The sequence below is a fragment of the Pseudomonas sp. TMW22090 genome (genome assembly GCF_022496665.1).
In the GTDB taxonomy this organism is placed as follows: Bacteria; Pseudomonadota; Gammaproteobacteria; order Pseudomonadales; family Pseudomonadaceae; genus Aquipseudomonas; species Aquipseudomonas gregormendelii.
This window is the reverse complement of sequence record NZ_SCFH01000010.1, coordinates 180,725-196,497: the sequence shown is the minus strand read 5'-3', so window position 1 is coordinate 196,497 and position 15,773 is coordinate 180,725. Positions and strand designations below refer to the sequence as shown.

At 59.5% G+C, this 15,773-nt stretch carries 14 protein-coding genes; 7 read left to right on the top strand and 7 right to left on the bottom strand.

Translation table 11 applies throughout. The annotated features are described in order from the left end of the window. Positions 1 to 23 precede the first annotated feature (23 nt). The gene (locus EQV97_RS24960; RefSeq protein ID WP_240890251.1) at positions 24 to 2,972 is read left to right on the top strand and encodes an HD domain-containing phosphohydrolase; all 2,949 of its coding nucleotides are present in this window, start codon (positions 24 to 26) and stop codon (positions 2,970 to 2,972) included. Here the strand turns inward: EQV97_RS24960 and EQV97_RS24955 are convergent, their stop codons facing one another. Together EQV97_RS24955 and EQV97_RS24950 are read right to left on the bottom strand one after the other, a co-directional pair. Continuing rightward, the gene (locus EQV97_RS24955; protein ID WP_240890250.1) at positions 2,973 to 3,455 is read right to left on the bottom strand and encodes a GAF domain-containing protein; all 483 of its coding nucleotides are present in this window, start codon (positions 3,453 to 3,455) and stop codon (positions 2,973 to 2,975) included. Next, entirely contained in the window at positions 3,452 to 4,342 is an 891-nt protein-coding gene (locus EQV97_RS24950) for an ATP-binding protein (protein WP_122841364.1), read from the bottom strand. The genes EQV97_RS24955 and EQV97_RS24950 overlap by 4 nt, the downstream gene beginning before the upstream one ends. A 166-nt stretch (positions 4,343 to 4,508) precedes the next feature. Here EQV97_RS24950 and EQV97_RS24945 point away from each other — a divergent pair, with 166 nt between their 5' ends. Then, positions 4,509 to 6,830, top strand: coding sequence for a response regulator (locus EQV97_RS24945; protein WP_122841365.1), 2,322 nt, complete (start codon positions 4,509 to 4,511; stop codon positions 6,828 to 6,830). On the opposite strand, the gene EQV97_RS24940 is transcribed toward EQV97_RS24945, so the two are convergent. The 3 genes from EQV97_RS24940 to msrB form a co-directional block, all read right to left on the bottom strand. Then, on the bottom strand, positions 6,814 to 7,272 hold the full coding sequence (locus EQV97_RS24940; RefSeq protein WP_122841366.1) for a MarR family transcriptional regulator: 459 nt from the start codon (positions 7,270 to 7,272) through the stop codon (positions 6,814 to 6,816). The two genes, EQV97_RS24945 and EQV97_RS24940, sit on opposite strands and share 17 nt — an antisense overlap. Beyond that, positions 7,269 to 7,757, bottom strand: coding sequence for a glutathione peroxidase (locus tag EQV97_RS24935; protein ID WP_122841367.1), 489 nt, complete (start codon positions 7,755 to 7,757; stop codon positions 7,269 to 7,271). The genes EQV97_RS24940 and EQV97_RS24935 overlap by 4 nt, the downstream gene beginning before the upstream one ends. Positions 7,758 to 8,012: 255 nt before the next feature. Then, on the bottom strand, positions 8,013 to 8,408 hold the full coding sequence (msrB, locus tag EQV97_RS24930) for a peptide-methionine (R)-S-oxide reductase MsrB (protein WP_045058083.1): 396 nt from the start codon (positions 8,406 to 8,408) through the stop codon (positions 8,013 to 8,015). Positions 8,409 to 8,634: 226 nt separating this feature from the next. On the opposite strand from msrB, the gene EQV97_RS24925 reads away from it, so the two are divergent. Further along, positions 8,635 to 9,846: a pyridoxal phosphate-dependent aminotransferase gene (locus EQV97_RS24925; protein WP_008030363.1), complete on the top strand. Its 1,212-nt coding sequence runs from the start codon at positions 8,635 to 8,637 to the stop codon at positions 9,844 to 9,846. Positions 9,847 to 10,164: 318 nt separating this feature from the next. Continuing rightward, positions 10,165 to 11,052: a protease HtpX gene (gene htpX / locus EQV97_RS24920; RefSeq protein WP_045058082.1), complete on the top strand. Its 888-nt coding sequence runs from the start codon at positions 10,165 to 10,167 to the stop codon at positions 11,050 to 11,052. A gap of 121 nt (positions 11,053 to 11,173) precedes the next feature. Here htpX and EQV97_RS24915 read toward each other — a convergent pair whose 3' ends face one another. Next, positions 11,174 to 11,830 carry a thiopurine S-methyltransferase gene (locus EQV97_RS24915; protein ID WP_045058081.1) on the bottom strand — a complete coding sequence of 219 codons (657 nt, stop codon included), beginning with the start codon at positions 11,828 to 11,830 and terminating at the stop codon, positions 11,174 to 11,176. A 103-nt stretch (positions 11,831 to 11,933) separates the two neighbouring features. Here EQV97_RS24915 and EQV97_RS24910 point away from each other — a divergent pair, with 103 nt between their 5' ends. Then, positions 11,934 to 12,701, top strand: coding sequence for a class III extradiol ring-cleavage dioxygenase (locus EQV97_RS24910; protein ID WP_122841368.1), 768 nt, complete (start codon positions 11,934 to 11,936; stop codon positions 12,699 to 12,701). A 28-nt stretch (positions 12,702 to 12,729) separates the two neighbouring features. Here EQV97_RS24910 and EQV97_RS24905 read toward each other — a convergent pair whose 3' ends face one another. Continuing rightward, entirely contained in the window at positions 12,730 to 13,443 is a 714-nt protein-coding gene (locus tag EQV97_RS24905) for a UTRA domain-containing protein (RefSeq protein ID WP_122841369.1), read from the bottom strand. Positions 13,444 to 13,783: 340 nt separating this feature from the next. Here EQV97_RS24905 and EQV97_RS24900 point away from each other — a divergent pair, with 340 nt between their 5' ends. Then, positions 13,784 to 14,848: an ABC transporter substrate-binding protein gene (locus EQV97_RS24900; protein ID WP_122841370.1), complete on the top strand. Its 1,065-nt coding sequence runs from the start codon at positions 13,784 to 13,786 to the stop codon at positions 14,846 to 14,848. A gap of 118 nt (positions 14,849 to 14,966) precedes the next feature. After that, complete coding sequence (locus EQV97_RS24895; RefSeq protein ID WP_122841371.1) at positions 14,967 to 15,773, top strand: alkaline phosphatase family protein; 807 nt, start codon at positions 14,967 to 14,969, stop codon at positions 15,771 to 15,773.

Here is a 15,773-nt window from a genome sequence, read left to right as displayed (position 1 = left end):
TAAATCCCATGGAGAACACTGCAATGCCCAGCCCACTGCGCCCGGATCGGCGGCGTTTGCCGTTGCACATCCATATCAGCGTCATGTTCACCTTGCTGTTGCTGCTGACCGGCGTAGTGCTGGGGATCTTCAACTATCGACAGACCACCCAGATCATATTGTCGAGCAGTGAAAAGCTCTTCGAACGGATCGAGCAGGACGTGCGGCTTGACCTGCACGCCACCTACCAACCCATTCGTCATCTGTTGAGCCTGCTGGCGGACTACCCGGCCACCCAGGCCACAGACCTCGAGCAGCGGCTGGCTTTGCTCAAGCCTTTGAGCCAGGCGCTTACGGACAATCCAGACCTGGCATCGCTGTATCTGGGTTATGGCAACGGTGATTTCTTCATGGTGCGGCCCTTGCGCACCTCGGACCTGAAAGCGCGCACCCAGGCGCCGGATGCCGCCGCATTCCAGGTCTGGAGTATCGAGCGCGACCGCAGCGATGGCCAGGTCAGGTCCCAATCACTGTTTTTTGACCGCGACCTGATGCTCCTTGGCCGTCTCGACCACCCCGACGAAGACTACGATCCGCGGACTCGCGCCTGGTTTTCCAGCGCTCGCAGCGAGCAGGAACAGATCACCACAGAGCCTTACGTGTTCTTCTCCACCCACAATGTGGGCACCACACTGGCCCGACGCAGTGGCGAACAGGCAGTCATGGGCGCCGACCTGACGTTGGCCGAACTGTCAGCCACCCTGGCCAAACACGTCGTGACCCCGGCAACCGAAATCGTGCTGTTCGACGCCCAGGGCAATGCCATTGCCTATCCCGACAGCAGCAGGCTCATTGTTGACGACCAGAGCGCCCGCTTGATCAAGGCGGCCGATTTAAGCCCGGGCCTCGGCGCGCTGCTGAACAACCAGGCGGTGGGCAATCGGCTGGAGGCCGGTGGTCGACGCTGGATTGTGGCCCAAAGCAGCATCCAGGAAGGTGGTCCCCAGGGATTGCACCTGGCTTTGCTCGTTCCCGAGGATGAACTGCTCGTCGATGCGTACCGCCTGCGCTGGCAAGGTGCGCTGGTGACCTTGGCGACGTTGCTGTTGTGCCTGCCGCTGGGATGGCTGACCTCCCGAATACTGGTCCGGCCCCTGCGCGCGCTGGTTCAGGAAGCTGACGCTATTCGCAGTTTCGACTTCAACTCCCCCCCCATCAGGCGTTCACCGGTACTTGAAGTGGACCAGTTGGGCGTGTCGATGGCGCGCATGAAAGACACCTTGGCCAGTTTCTTCCAGATCACCGACAGCCTCAGCGCCGAGACCCGCTTTGGCCCGCTGCTGGAGCGCGTACTGTTTGAAACGGTAAATATCGGCCAGGCCCAGGCCGGCCTGATCTACTTACGGGAAAATGACGGTGACCGCTTCGTTCCCCTCGGCCTGGTGATCGACGGCGCGTCCCAGGATTTGCCCGCATTCGACGTTCAGGCGCACGAGCCGAAGTCTGCGCAGAGTCCTGCCTGGCTTGGGCAACTGGTGGAAGTCGACAACATGGTGACCAGTCTGGGGTTCGAAGAGGCCGGGGATTGGCGCAAGGTGCTGCTGGCGTTGGAGTGCCCGCGGGTCCACCTGATCGGCATTCGCCTGCGCAACCGGCATAACGAGACGGTGGGCCTGCTGGTACTGCTGCTGGCCGACAGCGGCCACCCGAGCGACCTGAAAAAACTGCGCCCGGATCGCATCGCCTTTCTGCAGGCGGTTTCCGGAGCGGCGGCGGTGAGCATCGAAAGCCAGCGCCTGCAAACCAAACAGAAACAATTGCTGGACTCGTTCATTCAACTGCTGGCCGGTGCAATCGACGCAAAAAGTCCCTATACCGGCGGCCACTGCCAGCGGGTACCGGCGCTGACCCTGATGCTCGCCCAAGCCGCTGCCGCCAGCCAGGCGCCGGCTTTCAAAGGCTACCAGCCGACCGAAGACGAGTGGGAAGCCTTGCACATCGCGGCCTGGCTGCACGACTGCGGCAAGGTCACGACCCCGGAATACGTGGTCGATAAAGCCACCAAGCTTGAAACCCTGAATGACCGTATCCACGAAATCCGCACCCGTTTCGAAGTGCTCAAGCGCGACGCCTGGATCGATTACTGGCAAGGCGTGGCTCAGGGCGTAGACGAGCAGCCGCTGGCTGACTTGCGAGAGGCTAGCCTTGCGGCGCTGGATGAAGACTTCGCCTTCATCGCCCGCTGCAACCTGGGCAGCGAAGCCATGGCTGAAGAGGATCTGCAGCGCCTGCGCAGCCTCGCGCAACGCACCTGGAGTCGTACCCTGGACGATCGCCTGGGGGTTTCCTGGGAAGAGAACCGCCGTCAGGCGCGCACCCCGGCGCCGATCCTGCCGGTCAATGAACCCCTGCTGGCGGACAAACCCGAGCATCTGTTCGAGCGGGCAGAGAGTGAGCTTATTCCGGCGGAAAATCCCTGGGGCTTCAAGCTCGACGTGCCCCGCTACAAGTACAACCGGGGTGAGTTGTACAACCTGAGCATTGCCCGTGGCACGCTGACTCGTGAGGAGCGCTACATCATCAATCACCATATGGTGCAGACGATAATGATGCTCAGCCACCTGCCCTTTCCCGGCCACCTTGACAACGTCGCGGAAATCGCCGGCGGCCATCACGAAAAAATGGACGGCACCGGCTACCCCAAGCAGTTGAAGCGAGAAGAAATGAGCCTGCCGGCGCGGATGATGGCCATTGCCGATATCTTTGAAGCGCTGACCGCCGCCGATCGTCCCTACAAGAAGGCCAAGTCCTTGAGCGAAGCACTGGGCATCATGGCGACGATGTGCCGGGACGCGCACATCGATCCCGAGTTGTTCGGATTGTTCATCAATGCCGGAATCTACCGGCAATACGCCGAGCAATTTCTCGATCCACAGCAGATTGATGCGGTAGACACTGCAAGCCTGCTGGTCAAGGCAGGCTTGCAGGGGTGATCAGCAATCGGTCAGGCGCAGGAAAATCGCGGCCAACTGCTCGATGCCCGCCTGGTCCTGCGCGGTAAATCTCGCCAGTTTCGGACTGTCGAGATCGAGCACGCCAATCAGCTGACCGTCCTTGACCAGAGGCACCACCAACTCGCTGTTGGAGGCGCTGTCGCAGGCGATATGCCCGGCAAACGCATGAACATCCTCGACCCGCTGAGTCTGTAAAGTTGCCGCCGCAGCCCCGCACACACCCCGTCCGAAAGGAATGCGCACGCAGGCGATCTGCCCCTGGAACGGCCCCAGCACCAACTCCTGGTTACGGTTGAGATAGAAGCCGGCCCAGTTCAAATCATCGAGCTGGTTGAACAGGAACGCGGAAAATTGCGCTGCGTTGGCAATGAAATCGCGCTCGTCCGCCAGCAGCGACTCCAATTGCGCCTGCAACATGCCGTAGCCTTCGAGGCCTTGGCCGCTCTGTTGTAAATCGATCATGCCTTGTGCTCCAACAGCTTTAACCCGACCCAATAACGGGCAAATTGATAGGCGCAACGGCCGTTGCGGTTACCGCGTCCGGTGGCCCAGCGCACGGCGAGGATATCCAGCGCTTCGTCACGCTGCCATTTGAGGCCTGCCTTGCCAGCCAGTTGCCCGATCCAGTGTTCGACCACGTTCAGGAAGTGCTCCTGAGTGAACGGATAGAAAGACAACCACAAGCCGAAGCGGTCCGACAGTGCGATCTTGTCTTCCACCGCTTCGCTGGGGTGCAGTTCACCGTCGACGCGTTTCCAGTTTTCGTTGTCACTTTCTTTTTCCGGCACCAGGTGCCGGCGGTTGGAAGTGGCGTACAGCAATACGTTGTCCGGGGCCTGCTCGAGGGAGCCGTCGAGTACGCTCTTGAGCACCCGGTAATCGCCCTCGCCGGATTCGAACGACAGGTCGTCGCAAAACAGCACGAACCGCTGGGGCAGCTTGGCGATCTGTTCAACCACGCGTGGCAGGTCCGCCAGGTGATCGCGCTCGATCTCGATCAGGCGCAAGCCTGCCTGGGCATGTTCGGCCAGCAGCGCCCGGACCAGCGAGGACTTGCCGGTCCCCCGGGAGCCCCACAGCAGCGCATGGTTGGCAGGCATGCCATCGAGGAATTGTTGAGTGTTGCGACCCAACTGCTCCAACTGCCGATCGACGCCGATCAGGTCGCTCAAGCGCATGTCGAGGCTGACTTCCAGGGGCATCAGGAATCCGCTGCGCCCCTCTCGCTGCCAGCGCGCAGCCAGGCAAGTGGTCCAGTCAATGGCCTGCCGGGGTGCGGGCAGCAGCGGTTCGATACGGGCCAGAACGGCATCGGCGCGCTCCAGGAAAGCATTCAATCGGGAATCCACGTCTTCTCCTTGGGCACATTCACATTAATGATTGCGCAACAGCGATAATCCACAACGACCAGGTGCCTGTCCCAACCCATGTTTGAGGGCTCGCGACAACAGCGGTATCCATGCATCATCGACTATGCTTGAGCAGCGAAGGGAAACGGAAGTGGTTCAACACCCTATGGATATCAAATTCACCAACCGGCTGTCTTACAAACAAGCCCGGCTGACCGTGCTCGTGGGTTTCATTCTCGGCACGCTGCTCAGCCTGCTGCAGATTGGCATCGATTATGCCAGTGAAGATGCCTCCATCAACCGGGAAATCCAGTCTTTGCTGGAAATCAGCCATAACCCGGCCTCGCGCATCGCCTATAACATCGATGCAGAACTCGCCCAGGAGCTGACCTTGGGCCTCTTGCGTTCGCCCGCCATCATCGGTGCGCGATTGATCGACAACAACGGCACGGTACTGGCCAACGTCAAGCGACCCGGGCAGCAAAGCAATTACCGGATGATCAGCGACTTCATGTTTGGCGCCGAACGTCAGTTTGAAGACCGCCTGTACCTGGATCACTTGCCCGCCGAGTCCCTCGGCACCCTGCGCCTGGACGTCGACACCTACGCCTTCGGCAGCCGCTTTCTGCGCCGGGCCGAAGTGACGCTGCTCAATGGTTTTGCCCGCAGCCTGTTGCTGACTGGCATCCTGCTCGCACTGTTCTATGTGATGCTGACCAAACCGCTGGTGCGCGTTATCCGCGAACTGAGTGGCCGCGATCCACGCAGCGTCGAACCGACCTGGCTGGAGTACCCGGCGGGGCATCAGAACGATGAAATCGGCGTGCTGGTCAAGGTCGCCAACCAGCAATTCGAGAACATCGCCACGGAAATCCAGCAAAGGCGCAATGCCGAAAACCGCCTGACTGACTACCTCGCGCAACTGGAGAACATCGTCTCCGCCCGGACTGCGGAGCTCAAGGCGATCAACAGTCGGCTCAGCCAGTCCAACCAGGAACTGGAAATTGCCCGCAGCACCGCCCTGGATATGGCAGAAGCGCGCTCGGTGTTTCTGGCCAACATGAGCCACGAAATCCGCACCCCGCTCAATGGCCTGCTGGGGATGATCGCATTGTCCCTGGACGGTCCGCTCAATGCTGAGCAGCAGCAACAACTGTCCATCGCCCATGACTCCGGCAAGGTCTTGGTGGAACTGCTCAACGACATTCTCGACCTGTCGAAATTCGACGCTGGCCAGCTCGAACTCGAGCACATTCCATTCGACCTCGGTGCGCTGGTCGAGGACACTGCCAACCTGCTGTCCCAGAACGCCGCGCCCAGTGTCGAACTGACCTGTCTGATTGATCCGCAGTTTCCGGCACTGGTGTTGGGTGATCCGACTCGGGTTCGGCAAATCGTCAGCAACCTGCTGTCCAACGCACTCAAGTTCACTCGTTTCGGCCGCGTCGATGTGCGCCTCGGCACCTTCAAGGACGGCGTCAGAATCGAAGTCTGCGACACTGGCATCGGTATCCCCCAGGACGCCCAAGTGAAGATTTTCCAGCCGTTTACCCAGGCGGGTGCCGGCATTACCCGACAATTTGGCGGCACCGGCCTGGGCCTGGCCTTGACCTACAACCTGTGCGAAGCCATGAAGGGACGACTGTCCATCAGTTCGGAAGCCGGGTTTGGCAGCCAGTTCTGTGCCGACCTGCCGCTGCCCTGCCACACCCGCGCCCTGGCACCTGCGCCCTTGCAGGGGAAGGTCATTGCCATCACGGCAGCCAGCAGCGGCCTGGCAGAGCTGCTCAAGACCGTGTTGCCGGTGTGGGGGCTCGAGTATCAACAGCGCTCGATCGATGATTCGATGATCGGCCTGGACCCCGACGTGGTCATCACCGATTGCCCCGAATGCCTGTTTGTCCTGCGCCCCGCCTGCACTGCGCCGATCCTGCTGGTGACTGCCTACGGCAGCTTCATGCCCAGCGAACAGGCCAGCGCCCTCGCCCCTTTGCAACAGCAGGCGCGGCCGCTGGCGCGAAACGCACTGTTCCAGACATTGCGACGGGTACTGCAACCTGAGATCAATACGATCAACGATGCGCGACTGCAAACGCTGTCACCCCAGCGCCGCGGGCGGGTACTGCTGGTGGAGGACAATCCGGTCAATCAGCTGGTAGCCAAGGGCATGCTGGGCAAGCTCGGTTGCGAGGTCATCGTCGCCGCGCATGGTGCCGAGGCCCTGGATCTGCTTGAGCACGACGAGTTCGACCTGGTGCTGATGGACTGCAACATGCCGGTGATGGATGGCTATGAAGCCAGTCGGCAAATCCGTCGCAGCGGACGCTGGCCACAATTGCCTATTGTGGCCTTGACCGCCAATGCCATGTCCGAGGAACGCGAACGCTGCCGTGCCGCGGGCATGAGCGATTACCTGGCCAAACCCTTCCGCCGCGAAGAGCTGGCGGCCCTGCTGGATTCATGGATGCCGGCTACGACAACGCCTTGATCTGCCCCAGCAAATGATCGAGCCCTTCACGCAAATCATGCAGCCGATCCAGATCCACGCCGCTGTCGCACAGTAGCCGGGCCTTGAGCGGCGCGACCCGATCACGCAACGCCTGGCCCGCAATTGTAAGGCTCAGGTGCACTTCGCGTTCATCGCGGGATGAACGCTGGCGCTGCACCAGTTGCAGCTGTTCGAGTCGTTTGAGTAACGGCGTCAGGGTCCCGGAATCAAGCGCCAGGCGTTCACCCAGGGCCTTGACTGTTGGCTGCTGTGGGGCCTTTTCCTGCCATTCCCACAGCACCAGCATCGCCAGGTACTGCGGGTAGGTCAGCCCGAGCTGGTCCAGCATTGGTTTGTAGGCCCGGATCACCGCACGGGACGCGGCGTACAGCTTGAAGCACAGCTGGCTGTCGAGTTGCAGGGAGTCGAACGGCGGATTCATTTGAGCAGGGCTTCAATCTCGCGGCTCAGGTCCTGCGGTTTGGTCGCCGGTGCGAAGCGCCTGACCAGTTGACCGTCTTTGCCGATCAGGAATTTGGTGAAGTTCCACTTGATGCCTTGGGAACCCAGTAACCCGGGGGCGCGTTTTTTCAGCTGGACGAACAGTGGATGGGCGCCGGCGCCGTTGACTTCGATTTTTTTGAACAGCGGGAAGCTGACGCCGAAATTCAGTTCGCAGAATTCGGAGATCGCGCCTTCGTTACCGGGTTCCTGTTTGCCGAATTGGTTGCAGGGGAAACCCAGGACTACCAGGCCCTGATCCTTGTAGGTCTGCCAGAGCGCTTCGAGTCCCTTGTATTGTGGGGTGAAGCCGCATTTGCTGGCGGTGTTGACGACCAGTACGGCTTTGCCGGCGTAGTCGGCCAGGGTTTTCTGTTCGCCGGTGATGGTGGTGCAGGGGATGGTCAGCAGGGGGTCGTCGGTCATCGTTAGGCTCTGGGTTTTTTGGGGTGGTGTCTTTAAGATAGTTAGCAATTGAATTGTGTGCAATTCAATTTTGGGTTGGTTGGTTTCTTTGGGACGGGGGCAGATCCGTTTTTTTGGTCAGGGCTGCTTAGGGTTCCGCCCTTACGGCGGGTCACTTTTGATAGAGCGCAAAAGTGACCCGCCGTAAGGGCGGAACCAATAGAAGCCATTACCCCAGAAATGGATATACACACGACCAACCCGGGTAAACCCTGGTCATTCCCGAGGCACAAGCTCCAGACACACCGAATTGATGCAATACCGCAATCCGGTCGGCGGCGGCCCATCCGGAAACACATGCCCCAAATGCGCATCGCACTTGGCACACACCACTTCAGTACGAATCATCCCGTGACTCACATCACGAATCTCAACCATCGCACTGTCACCTATCGGCGCATAAAAGCTCGGCCAGCCGCAGCCTGAGTCAAATTTGGTCTTCGAATCAAAAAGCGGCTCGCTGCAACAGATACAGTGATAGACACCATCAGTTTTGGTGCCATTGTATTTGCCGGAAAACGGACGTTCGGTGCCCTTGAGACGGCAAACGTTGTACTGCTCCGGATCGAGCATGGCCTTCCATTCTTCAAGGGTTTTTTCCAACTTTTCCATCGTCACACCTCAGCAGCTGAAAAAGCCCGATCTGTACCTTTTCCACGGATCGGGCGGCACGTATGATTGCGCCTCGTCAAACGCCAGTCTGGCAGCCAGACCACGCGCATTCAAACGGATTTACGGGTGCTGCCTTTCAAGGCGCCAGGCCTGTGTGAATACGCAGGATTCCCAGTACGGTAGTTCATATGCCGCCTGGATCGTTCATTTTCAGGAACACATCGCCATGCAGGTCAGCAAATCGAACAAGCTCGCCAACGTCTGCTACGACATTCGCGGCCCAGTGCTCAAGCACGCCAAACGCCTGGAAGAGGAAGGCCATCGCATCCTCAAGCTGAACATCGGCAATCCTGCGCCCTTTGGTTTCGAAGCGCCGGACGAAATCCTCCAGGACGTGATCCGCAACCTGCCTACAGCCCAGGGCTACAGCGACTCCAAAGGGCTGTTCAGCGCACGCAAGGCCGTCATGCAGTACTACCAGCAAAAGCAGGTGGAAGGCGTCGGCATTGAAGACATCTACCTGGGCAACGGCGTTTCCGAGCTGATCGTGATGTCGATGCAGGCCCTGCTCAACAATGGCGACGAAGTGCTGGTGCCGGCCCCGGACTACCCATTGTGGACCGCAGCTGTCAGCCTCTCGGGCGGCAACCCGGTGCATTACCTGTGCGACGAGCAGGCCAACTGGTGGCCGGATCTGGCCGACATCAAGGCCAAGATCACGCCGAACACCAAGGCCCTGGTGATCATCAACCCGAATAACCCGACCGGTGCGGTGTATTCGAAAGAAGTCCTGCTGGGCATGCTGGAACTGGCCCGCCAGCACAACCTGGTGGTTTTCTCCGACGAGATCTACGACAAGATCCTGTACGACGATGCCGTGCACATCTGCACCGCATCCCTGGCGCCGGACCTGCTGTGCCTGACGTTCAACGGCCTGTCCAAGTCCTACCGCGTGGCGGGTTTCCGTTCCGGCTGGATTGCCATCTCCGGCCCGAAACACCACGCCCAGAGCTACATTGAAGGCATCGACATGCTGGCCAATATGCGCCTGTGCGCCAACGTGCCAAGCCAGCACGCGATACAGACCGCTCTCGGTGGCTACCAGAGCATCAATGACCTGGTGCTGCCCCAGGGCCGACTGCTGGAACAGCGCAACCGTACGTGGGAGCTGCTCAACGACATTCCCGGCGTAAGCTGCGTTAAACCGATGGGTGCCCTGTATGCCTTCCCACGGATCGATCCGAAAGTCTGCCCGATCCACAACGACGAGAAATTCGTGCTCGACCTGCTGCTGTCGGAAAAGCTGCTGGTCGTGCAAGGCACGGCGTTCAACTGGCCATGGCCCGATCACTTCCGGGTGGTGACATTGCCACGAGTGGATGACCTGGATATGGCCATAGGCCGCATCGGCAATTTCCTCAAGTCCTACCGCCAGTAACACCGCCAGTCACCGTGCGACCCTCATTCCCGTCGCACGATGACTAATTCAGCAATACATATTCCCCTCCTACCCTGCAACGCTAAGGCGCTCACAGACCTGGACCCGTTTTCAGGCCGCGGTCTAACAACGACGGGGCCCGGACCTCGGAAATGCCCTACAGGAATTTCAACGGAGCGAGTCGCAAGCGTCCTTCAAACAGCTAGTCTTTTGCCGTAGGACACAGTTTGAAATAGTCACCCGGTTGAATAGCCCGTTGCAGCACCTTATATACCCCGCAGTACGCTACATCTTTAGCTTGAGGAGATTTCTACAACCATGATGCGCATCCTGCTGTTTTTGGCCACTAACCTGGCGGTCGTGCTGATTGCCAGCATCACCTTGAGCCTTTTCGGCTTCAACGGGTTCATGGCGGCCAACGGGGTTGATCTCAACCTCAATCAGCTGCTGATCTTCTGTGCGGTCTTTGGTTTTGCCGGTTCCCTGTTCTCGCTGTTCATCTCCAAGTGGATGGCGAAGATGAGCACCAGCACCCAGATCATTACCCAGCCGCGCACACGTCACGAGCAATGGCTGCTGCAAACGGTGGAGCAACTGTCCCGGGAAGCCGGGATCAAGATGCCGGAGGTCGGTATTTTCCCGGCCTATGAGGCCAACGCCTTCGCCACCGGGTGGAACAAGAACGATGCACTGGTTGCGGTCAGCCAAGGCCTGTTGGAGCGCTTTTCGCCGGATGAGGTCAAAGCCGTTCTGGCCCACGAAATTGGTCACGTTGCCAACGGCGACATGGTCACCCTGGCGCTGATTCAGGGTGTGGTGAACACCTTCGTGATGTTCTTTGCGCGAATCATCGGTAACTTTGTCGACAAAGTGATTTTCAAGAACGAAGAAGGCCAGGGTATCGCGTATTACATCGCGACCATCTTTGCCGAGCTGGTGCTGGGCATCCTGGCCAGCTCGATCGTCATGTGGTTCTCGCGTAAACGCGAATTCCGTGCAGACGAAGCCGGTGCCCGCCTGGCGGGTACCAGCGCGATGATCGGTGCCTTGCAACGCCTGCGGGCTGAACAGGGGTTGCCCGTACACATGCCGGACACGCTGAATGCATTCGGTATCAACGGCGGCATCAAGCAAGGGTTCGCTCGCATGTTCATGAGCCACCCGCCGCTGGAAGAGCGTATCGACGCACTGCGTCGTCGCGGCTGACAGGTTGCGCTAAAACAGAAAGGCCCGCACAGATGCGGGCCTTTTTTGTCTGTCTTGATTTGTGCTGCTGACCTTATGTAAAAGTGAGCCTGCTCACGAATCGCCAGCGCAGGCAGCTTTCTTACCGGGCAGAAACCCGATAAACCCGCTCTTCAAGGCGCGTCACGCCACTCTCGATAAATTTCCAGCTCTCCCCCAGCACATCCTGATCTTCCAGGATCTTCAGCGCCCAGAAGTTGCCGAACAAGTGCCGTACCTCATCATCAAGCACAGCAAACGGCGGTCCGTCCTTTTGCGTCTGATCGTAATCGAGGGTTATCAGCAACCCCATCGCGTCCTTCGGCAGTATCCGGTTCAGGTGCGCCGCGTACTGCTCGCGCATGGCGGGTGGCAGCGCAATCAGCGCAGCACGGTCGTACAGACCGGCGCAGTCGGCCACATCCCCTGCAGTCAACTCGAAGAAGTCCCCGCACCACAGTTCGATCGAACCGGCGCGATAAACCTTGAACGGCCCCTGTTCGCTGACATCAGGATCAAACTGATGCTCGCTGAAGAAGTCCTCAACGGCCTTCTCCGACAGTTCAATCCCCAGTACTTCATGGCCCTGATGAGCAAGCCACAGCAAATCCAGACTTTTTCCACACAACGGCACCAACACGCGAGCGCCCTCTTCCAGGTCCAATTGTGGCCAGAACCGTTGCAGATAAGGATTCACTTCCCGCAGATGGAAGCCGATCTGATCTGACTGCCAACGCTTGTGCCAAAACTCCGGCTGCATAAATAACCCCGAAAATTCGATCAAAACACCCTAAAACTTATATTAGATTTAGATCAATGATCTGACTGAAGATGAGCCCATCTTAACTCTCAGGAGCTCCTACATGTTCCCCAGCCTGTATATATCCCACGGCTCCCCCATGCTGGCGCTGCAACCGGGCGCCAGCGGCCCCGCACTGGCAAGGCTTGCGGCCCAATTGCCGCGACCCAGGGCGATCGTGATTGTCTCGGCGCATTGGGAAAGCGATGAACTGCTGGTCAGCGCTAATCCGCATCCGGACACCTGGCACGACTTCGGCGGTTTCCCCAAGGCGCTGTTCGAAGTGCAATACCCCGCCCCCGGTGATCCGCAACTGGCGGTGGAGGTAGTCGACCTGCTCAAAGCCGCCGACCTGCCTGCTCGCATCGATGCCAAAAGGCCATTTGACCACGGTGTCTGGGTACCGCTTTCGCTGATGTACCCGCAGGCCGACATTCCGGTGGTACAGGTCTCTCTGCCCACACGGGGCGGCCCCGCGTTGCAGACTCAGGTCGGACACGCCCTCTCCAGCCTGCGTGAACAAGGGGTGCTGCTGATAGGATCAGGCAGCATCACCCATAACCTCGGAGAACTGGACTGGCACGCTGGCCCGGAAAGCGTGGAACCCTGGGCCGAAGCGTTCCGTGAATGGATGATCGAGAAACTCTCTGCCAACGATGAGGCCGCGCTGCATGATTACCGCCGCCAGGCGCCAAATGCCGTGCGTAACCATCCCAGCGATGAACACCTGCTGCCGTTGTACTTCGCTCGCGCTGCCGGGGGTCCGTTCAGCGTCAGCCACAAGGGCTTCACCATGGGCGCCCTGGGCATGGACATCTATCGATTCGGCTAACAGCTGTTGCAACCGCCGGCTACCTGGCTCAGGTGACATCGACGCCCACGTGAATGGCATCGTGTCGCCAGAATTCCAGGTCGCAATCGATCAGTCGCTCGTGCTGGTCGTAGTTGACCCGGGCAATGCGCAATCCCGGGCTACCCACCGACACTCGCAACGCTGCCGAAGCGTCCACGGAGAGCGCCGTCGGCACGATTTCGAAACGTACCCTGCCGTAGTGCAGGTCGTAATGCCGGGCGTACAGTTCGGTAATGGACTGATTCAGGTCGAAATCGAGTATTCCCGGGAAAAACCGTGGGTTCAGATAGTGCTCGACGTACAGCACCAGCCGCTCGTCAATGCGCCGCGCCCGGCAGATCTGGATCACGCTGGACAGTGCGGGTAACTGCAGCCAGGCGCAGACCGCCGCTGACGCCGGTTGCAGGCGAGCGCTAATCACCTCGGTGGACGGCACCCGGCCCTGGGCGCTGACCATTGCGTGAAAGTGACTGCGTTGCATCAGGTTATAGGCCAGGCGCGGGGGCGAGACGAACCAGCCCCGGCGTTCCTCGCGATAGATCTGCCCCTGTGCCTCCAGCTGCAACAACGCTTCACGCACGGTAATTCGGGTGGTACCGAACAACTCACTGAGCTTGCGCTCCGCTGGCAGTTTGCTTCCGGGCGCCAACAGCCCGTGATCGAGCTGTTCCTGTAGCACCTGCCCGATGGCTGTCACCGCTTTGGTGGTCTCGATGCGCATCAACGTTACCTATCTGGACTAGACCAGCACTGTTTCGGGGCGAAACCTGCATTGGTTTTACCCTCCAAGCAGCCTAGGCCCTACATGTGACTGGTGGATGACAAACGTGCCGAACGGTGTTGAACGTTGCCTGCAATATCACGGCCATGTCCTTTCATATCAGCCTCTTAGCCATGGTCTACGCTTACTTCGCAGCCTGAGGGTTCCCCTACGGGAAATCCGGGCGGGCCACTCATCGACATCAAAATGTCATCCAGACCGCCTAGATTGGCTCAGGTATTGCTGACCTAGACCAACATAACCGCAATCGCAGCGTTGAAAACGCCCAAAGGAGCTTCGGATGAAACAGCTTTTCCTGGCATCACTGTTAGGCTCGACCATTGCCATGTGCACCGCCGCCATGGCGGCTGATGATTTGAAAACCCTTGAGGCCGCAGCGAAAGCGGAAGGCGCGGTCAACAGCGTCGGCATGCCCGATGACTGGGCTAATTGGAAAGGCACATGGGATGACCTGGCCAAGACCTACGGCCTGAAACACATTGATACCGACATGAGCTCCGCGCAGGAAATCGCCAAATTCGCCGCCGAAAAAGATAACGCTAGCGCGGACATCGGTGACGTCGGTGCAGCTTTCGGGCCGATCGCAGTCAAGCAAGGCGTGGTGCAACCGTATAAACCAACGACCTGGGACCAGGTGCCGGACTGGGCCAAGGACAAGGATGGCAACTGGGCACTGGCCTACACCGGAACTATCGCCTTCATCATCAACAAGAAGCTGCTGCACGGTTCCGAAGCACCGACCAAGTGGGCCGATCTCAAGAACGGCAAGTACAAGGTCTCCATTGGCGATGTCAGCACTGCGGCCCAGGCGGCCAACGGTGTCCTGGCTGCCGCACTGGCCAACGGGGGTGACGAGAAGAACATCCAGCCAGCCCTGCTGATGTTTGCCGATATTGCCAAGCAAGGCCGCCTGTCGATGGCCAACCCGACCATTGCCACCATGGAAAAGGGCGAGATCGAAGTCGGCGTGGTCTGGGATTTCAACGGCCTGAGCTACAAGGCCAAGATGGCGAACCCGGATGATTACACCGTGCTGATCCCTTCCGATGGCTCGGTCATTTCCGGCTACACCACCATCATCAACAAATACGCGAAAAACCCTAATGCGGCCAAACTGACCCGCGAATACATCTTCAGCGACGCCGGCCAGACCAACCTGGCACGCGGCAACGCCCGCCCGATCCGCGCCGAACACGTGAAGCTGCCGGATGACGTCAAGGCCAAGCTGTTGCCGAACGAACAGTACAAAGGCGTGACGCCGATCAAGGACGCAGACGCGTGGGAAAAGACCTCCAAGTCGCTGCCGCAGAAGTGGCAGGAAGAAGTGATTATCAACATGCAGTAATGCTGCATCCGTAGGAGCTGCCGCAGGCTGCGATCTTGGTTTTTTCAAGCACCATCAAAGATCGCAACCCGCGGCAGCTCTTGCACCGTTCAGCAATGATTCTGGAGTCATCGCCCCTATGAACCACAACGTCATCCTTGTCGTGCTCGACGGCCTCAACCACGAGGTCGCTCGCCACGCCATGGGGCACCTGCAGGCGTATGTCGGCGCAGGACGCGCGGCGCTCTACAAGCTGGAGTGCGAATTGCCGGCGTTATCCCGTCCGCTTTACGAATGCATCCTGACCGGCGTCACGCCAATTGACAGCGGCATCGTTCATAACAATGTCTCGCGCCTTTCCAGTCAGCGCAGCATCTATCACTACGCACGCGACGCCGGGCTCAAGACTGCGGCGGCGGCCTATCACTGGGTCAGTGAACTGTACAACCGATCACCGTTCGTGGCCGCGCGGGACCGTCACACCGACGACCCTGACCTGCCGATCCAGCACGCGCATTTCTACTGGAATGACCACTACCCCGATTCACACCTGTTTGCCGACGCCGAACATCTGCGCCTGCGCCACTCGCCAAACTTCCTGCTGGTCCACCCGATGAACATCGACGACGCCGGGCACAGGCACGGCCTCGACTCCGCGCAATACCGCAACAGCGCCCGCTCCGCCGACATCGTTCTCGCCGACTACCTGCAAGGCTGGCTCGATGCGGGCTACCAGGTTTTGGTGACCGCCGATCACGGCATGAACAATGACCGATCGCACAACGGCCTGTTGGCCGAAGAACGCGAAGTACCGCTGTTCGTGCTCGGCGATGCCTTCAGCCTCGATGCCAGTGCTGCGCCGAAACAGATCGAGATCTGCGGTACGGTCTGCGAGCTGCTGGGCGTGGCCCACGATAAACCTGTGTGCCGGGAGCTGCTCAAATGA

Coding starts and splice junctions, on each gene's coding strand:
- EQV97_RS24960 (WP_240890251.1), top strand. CDS start 24: ATGCCCAGCCCACTGCGCCCGGATCGGCGGCGTTTGCCGTTGCACATC.
- EQV97_RS24955 (WP_240890250.1), bottom strand. CDS start 3,455: ATGATCGATTTACAACAGAGCGGCCAAGGCCTCGAAGGCTACGGCATG.
- EQV97_RS24945 (WP_122841365.1), top strand. CDS start 4,509: ATGGATATCAAATTCACCAACCGGCTGTCTTACAAACAAGCCCGGCTG.
- EQV97_RS24940 (WP_122841366.1), bottom strand. CDS start 7,272: ATGAATCCGCCGTTCGACTCCCTGCAACTCGACAGCCAGCTGTGCTTC.
- EQV97_RS24935 (WP_122841367.1), bottom strand. CDS start 7,757: ATGACCGACGACCCCCTGCTGACCATCCCCTGCACCACCATCACCGGC.
- msrB (WP_045058083.1), bottom strand. CDS start 8,408: ATGGAAAAGTTGGAAAAAACCCTTGAAGAATGGAAGGCCATGCTCGAT.
- EQV97_RS24925 (WP_008030363.1), top strand. CDS start 8,635: ATGCAGGTCAGCAAATCGAACAAGCTCGCCAACGTCTGCTACGACATT.
- htpX (WP_045058082.1), top strand. CDS start 10,165: ATGATGCGCATCCTGCTGTTTTTGGCCACTAACCTGGCGGTCGTGCTG.
- EQV97_RS24915 (WP_045058081.1), bottom strand. CDS start 11,830: ATGCAGCCGGAGTTTTGGCACAAGCGTTGGCAGTCAGATCAGATCGGC.
- EQV97_RS24910 (WP_122841368.1), top strand. CDS start 11,934: ATGTTCCCCAGCCTGTATATATCCCACGGCTCCCCCATGCTGGCGCTG.
- EQV97_RS24905 (WP_122841369.1), bottom strand. CDS start 13,443: ATGCGCATCGAGACCACCAAAGCGGTGACAGCCATCGGGCAGGTGCTA.
- EQV97_RS24900 (WP_122841370.1), top strand. CDS start 13,784: ATGAAACAGCTTTTCCTGGCATCACTGTTAGGCTCGACCATTGCCATG.
- EQV97_RS24895 (WP_122841371.1), top strand. CDS start 14,967: ATGAACCACAACGTCATCCTTGTCGTGCTCGACGGCCTCAACCACGAG.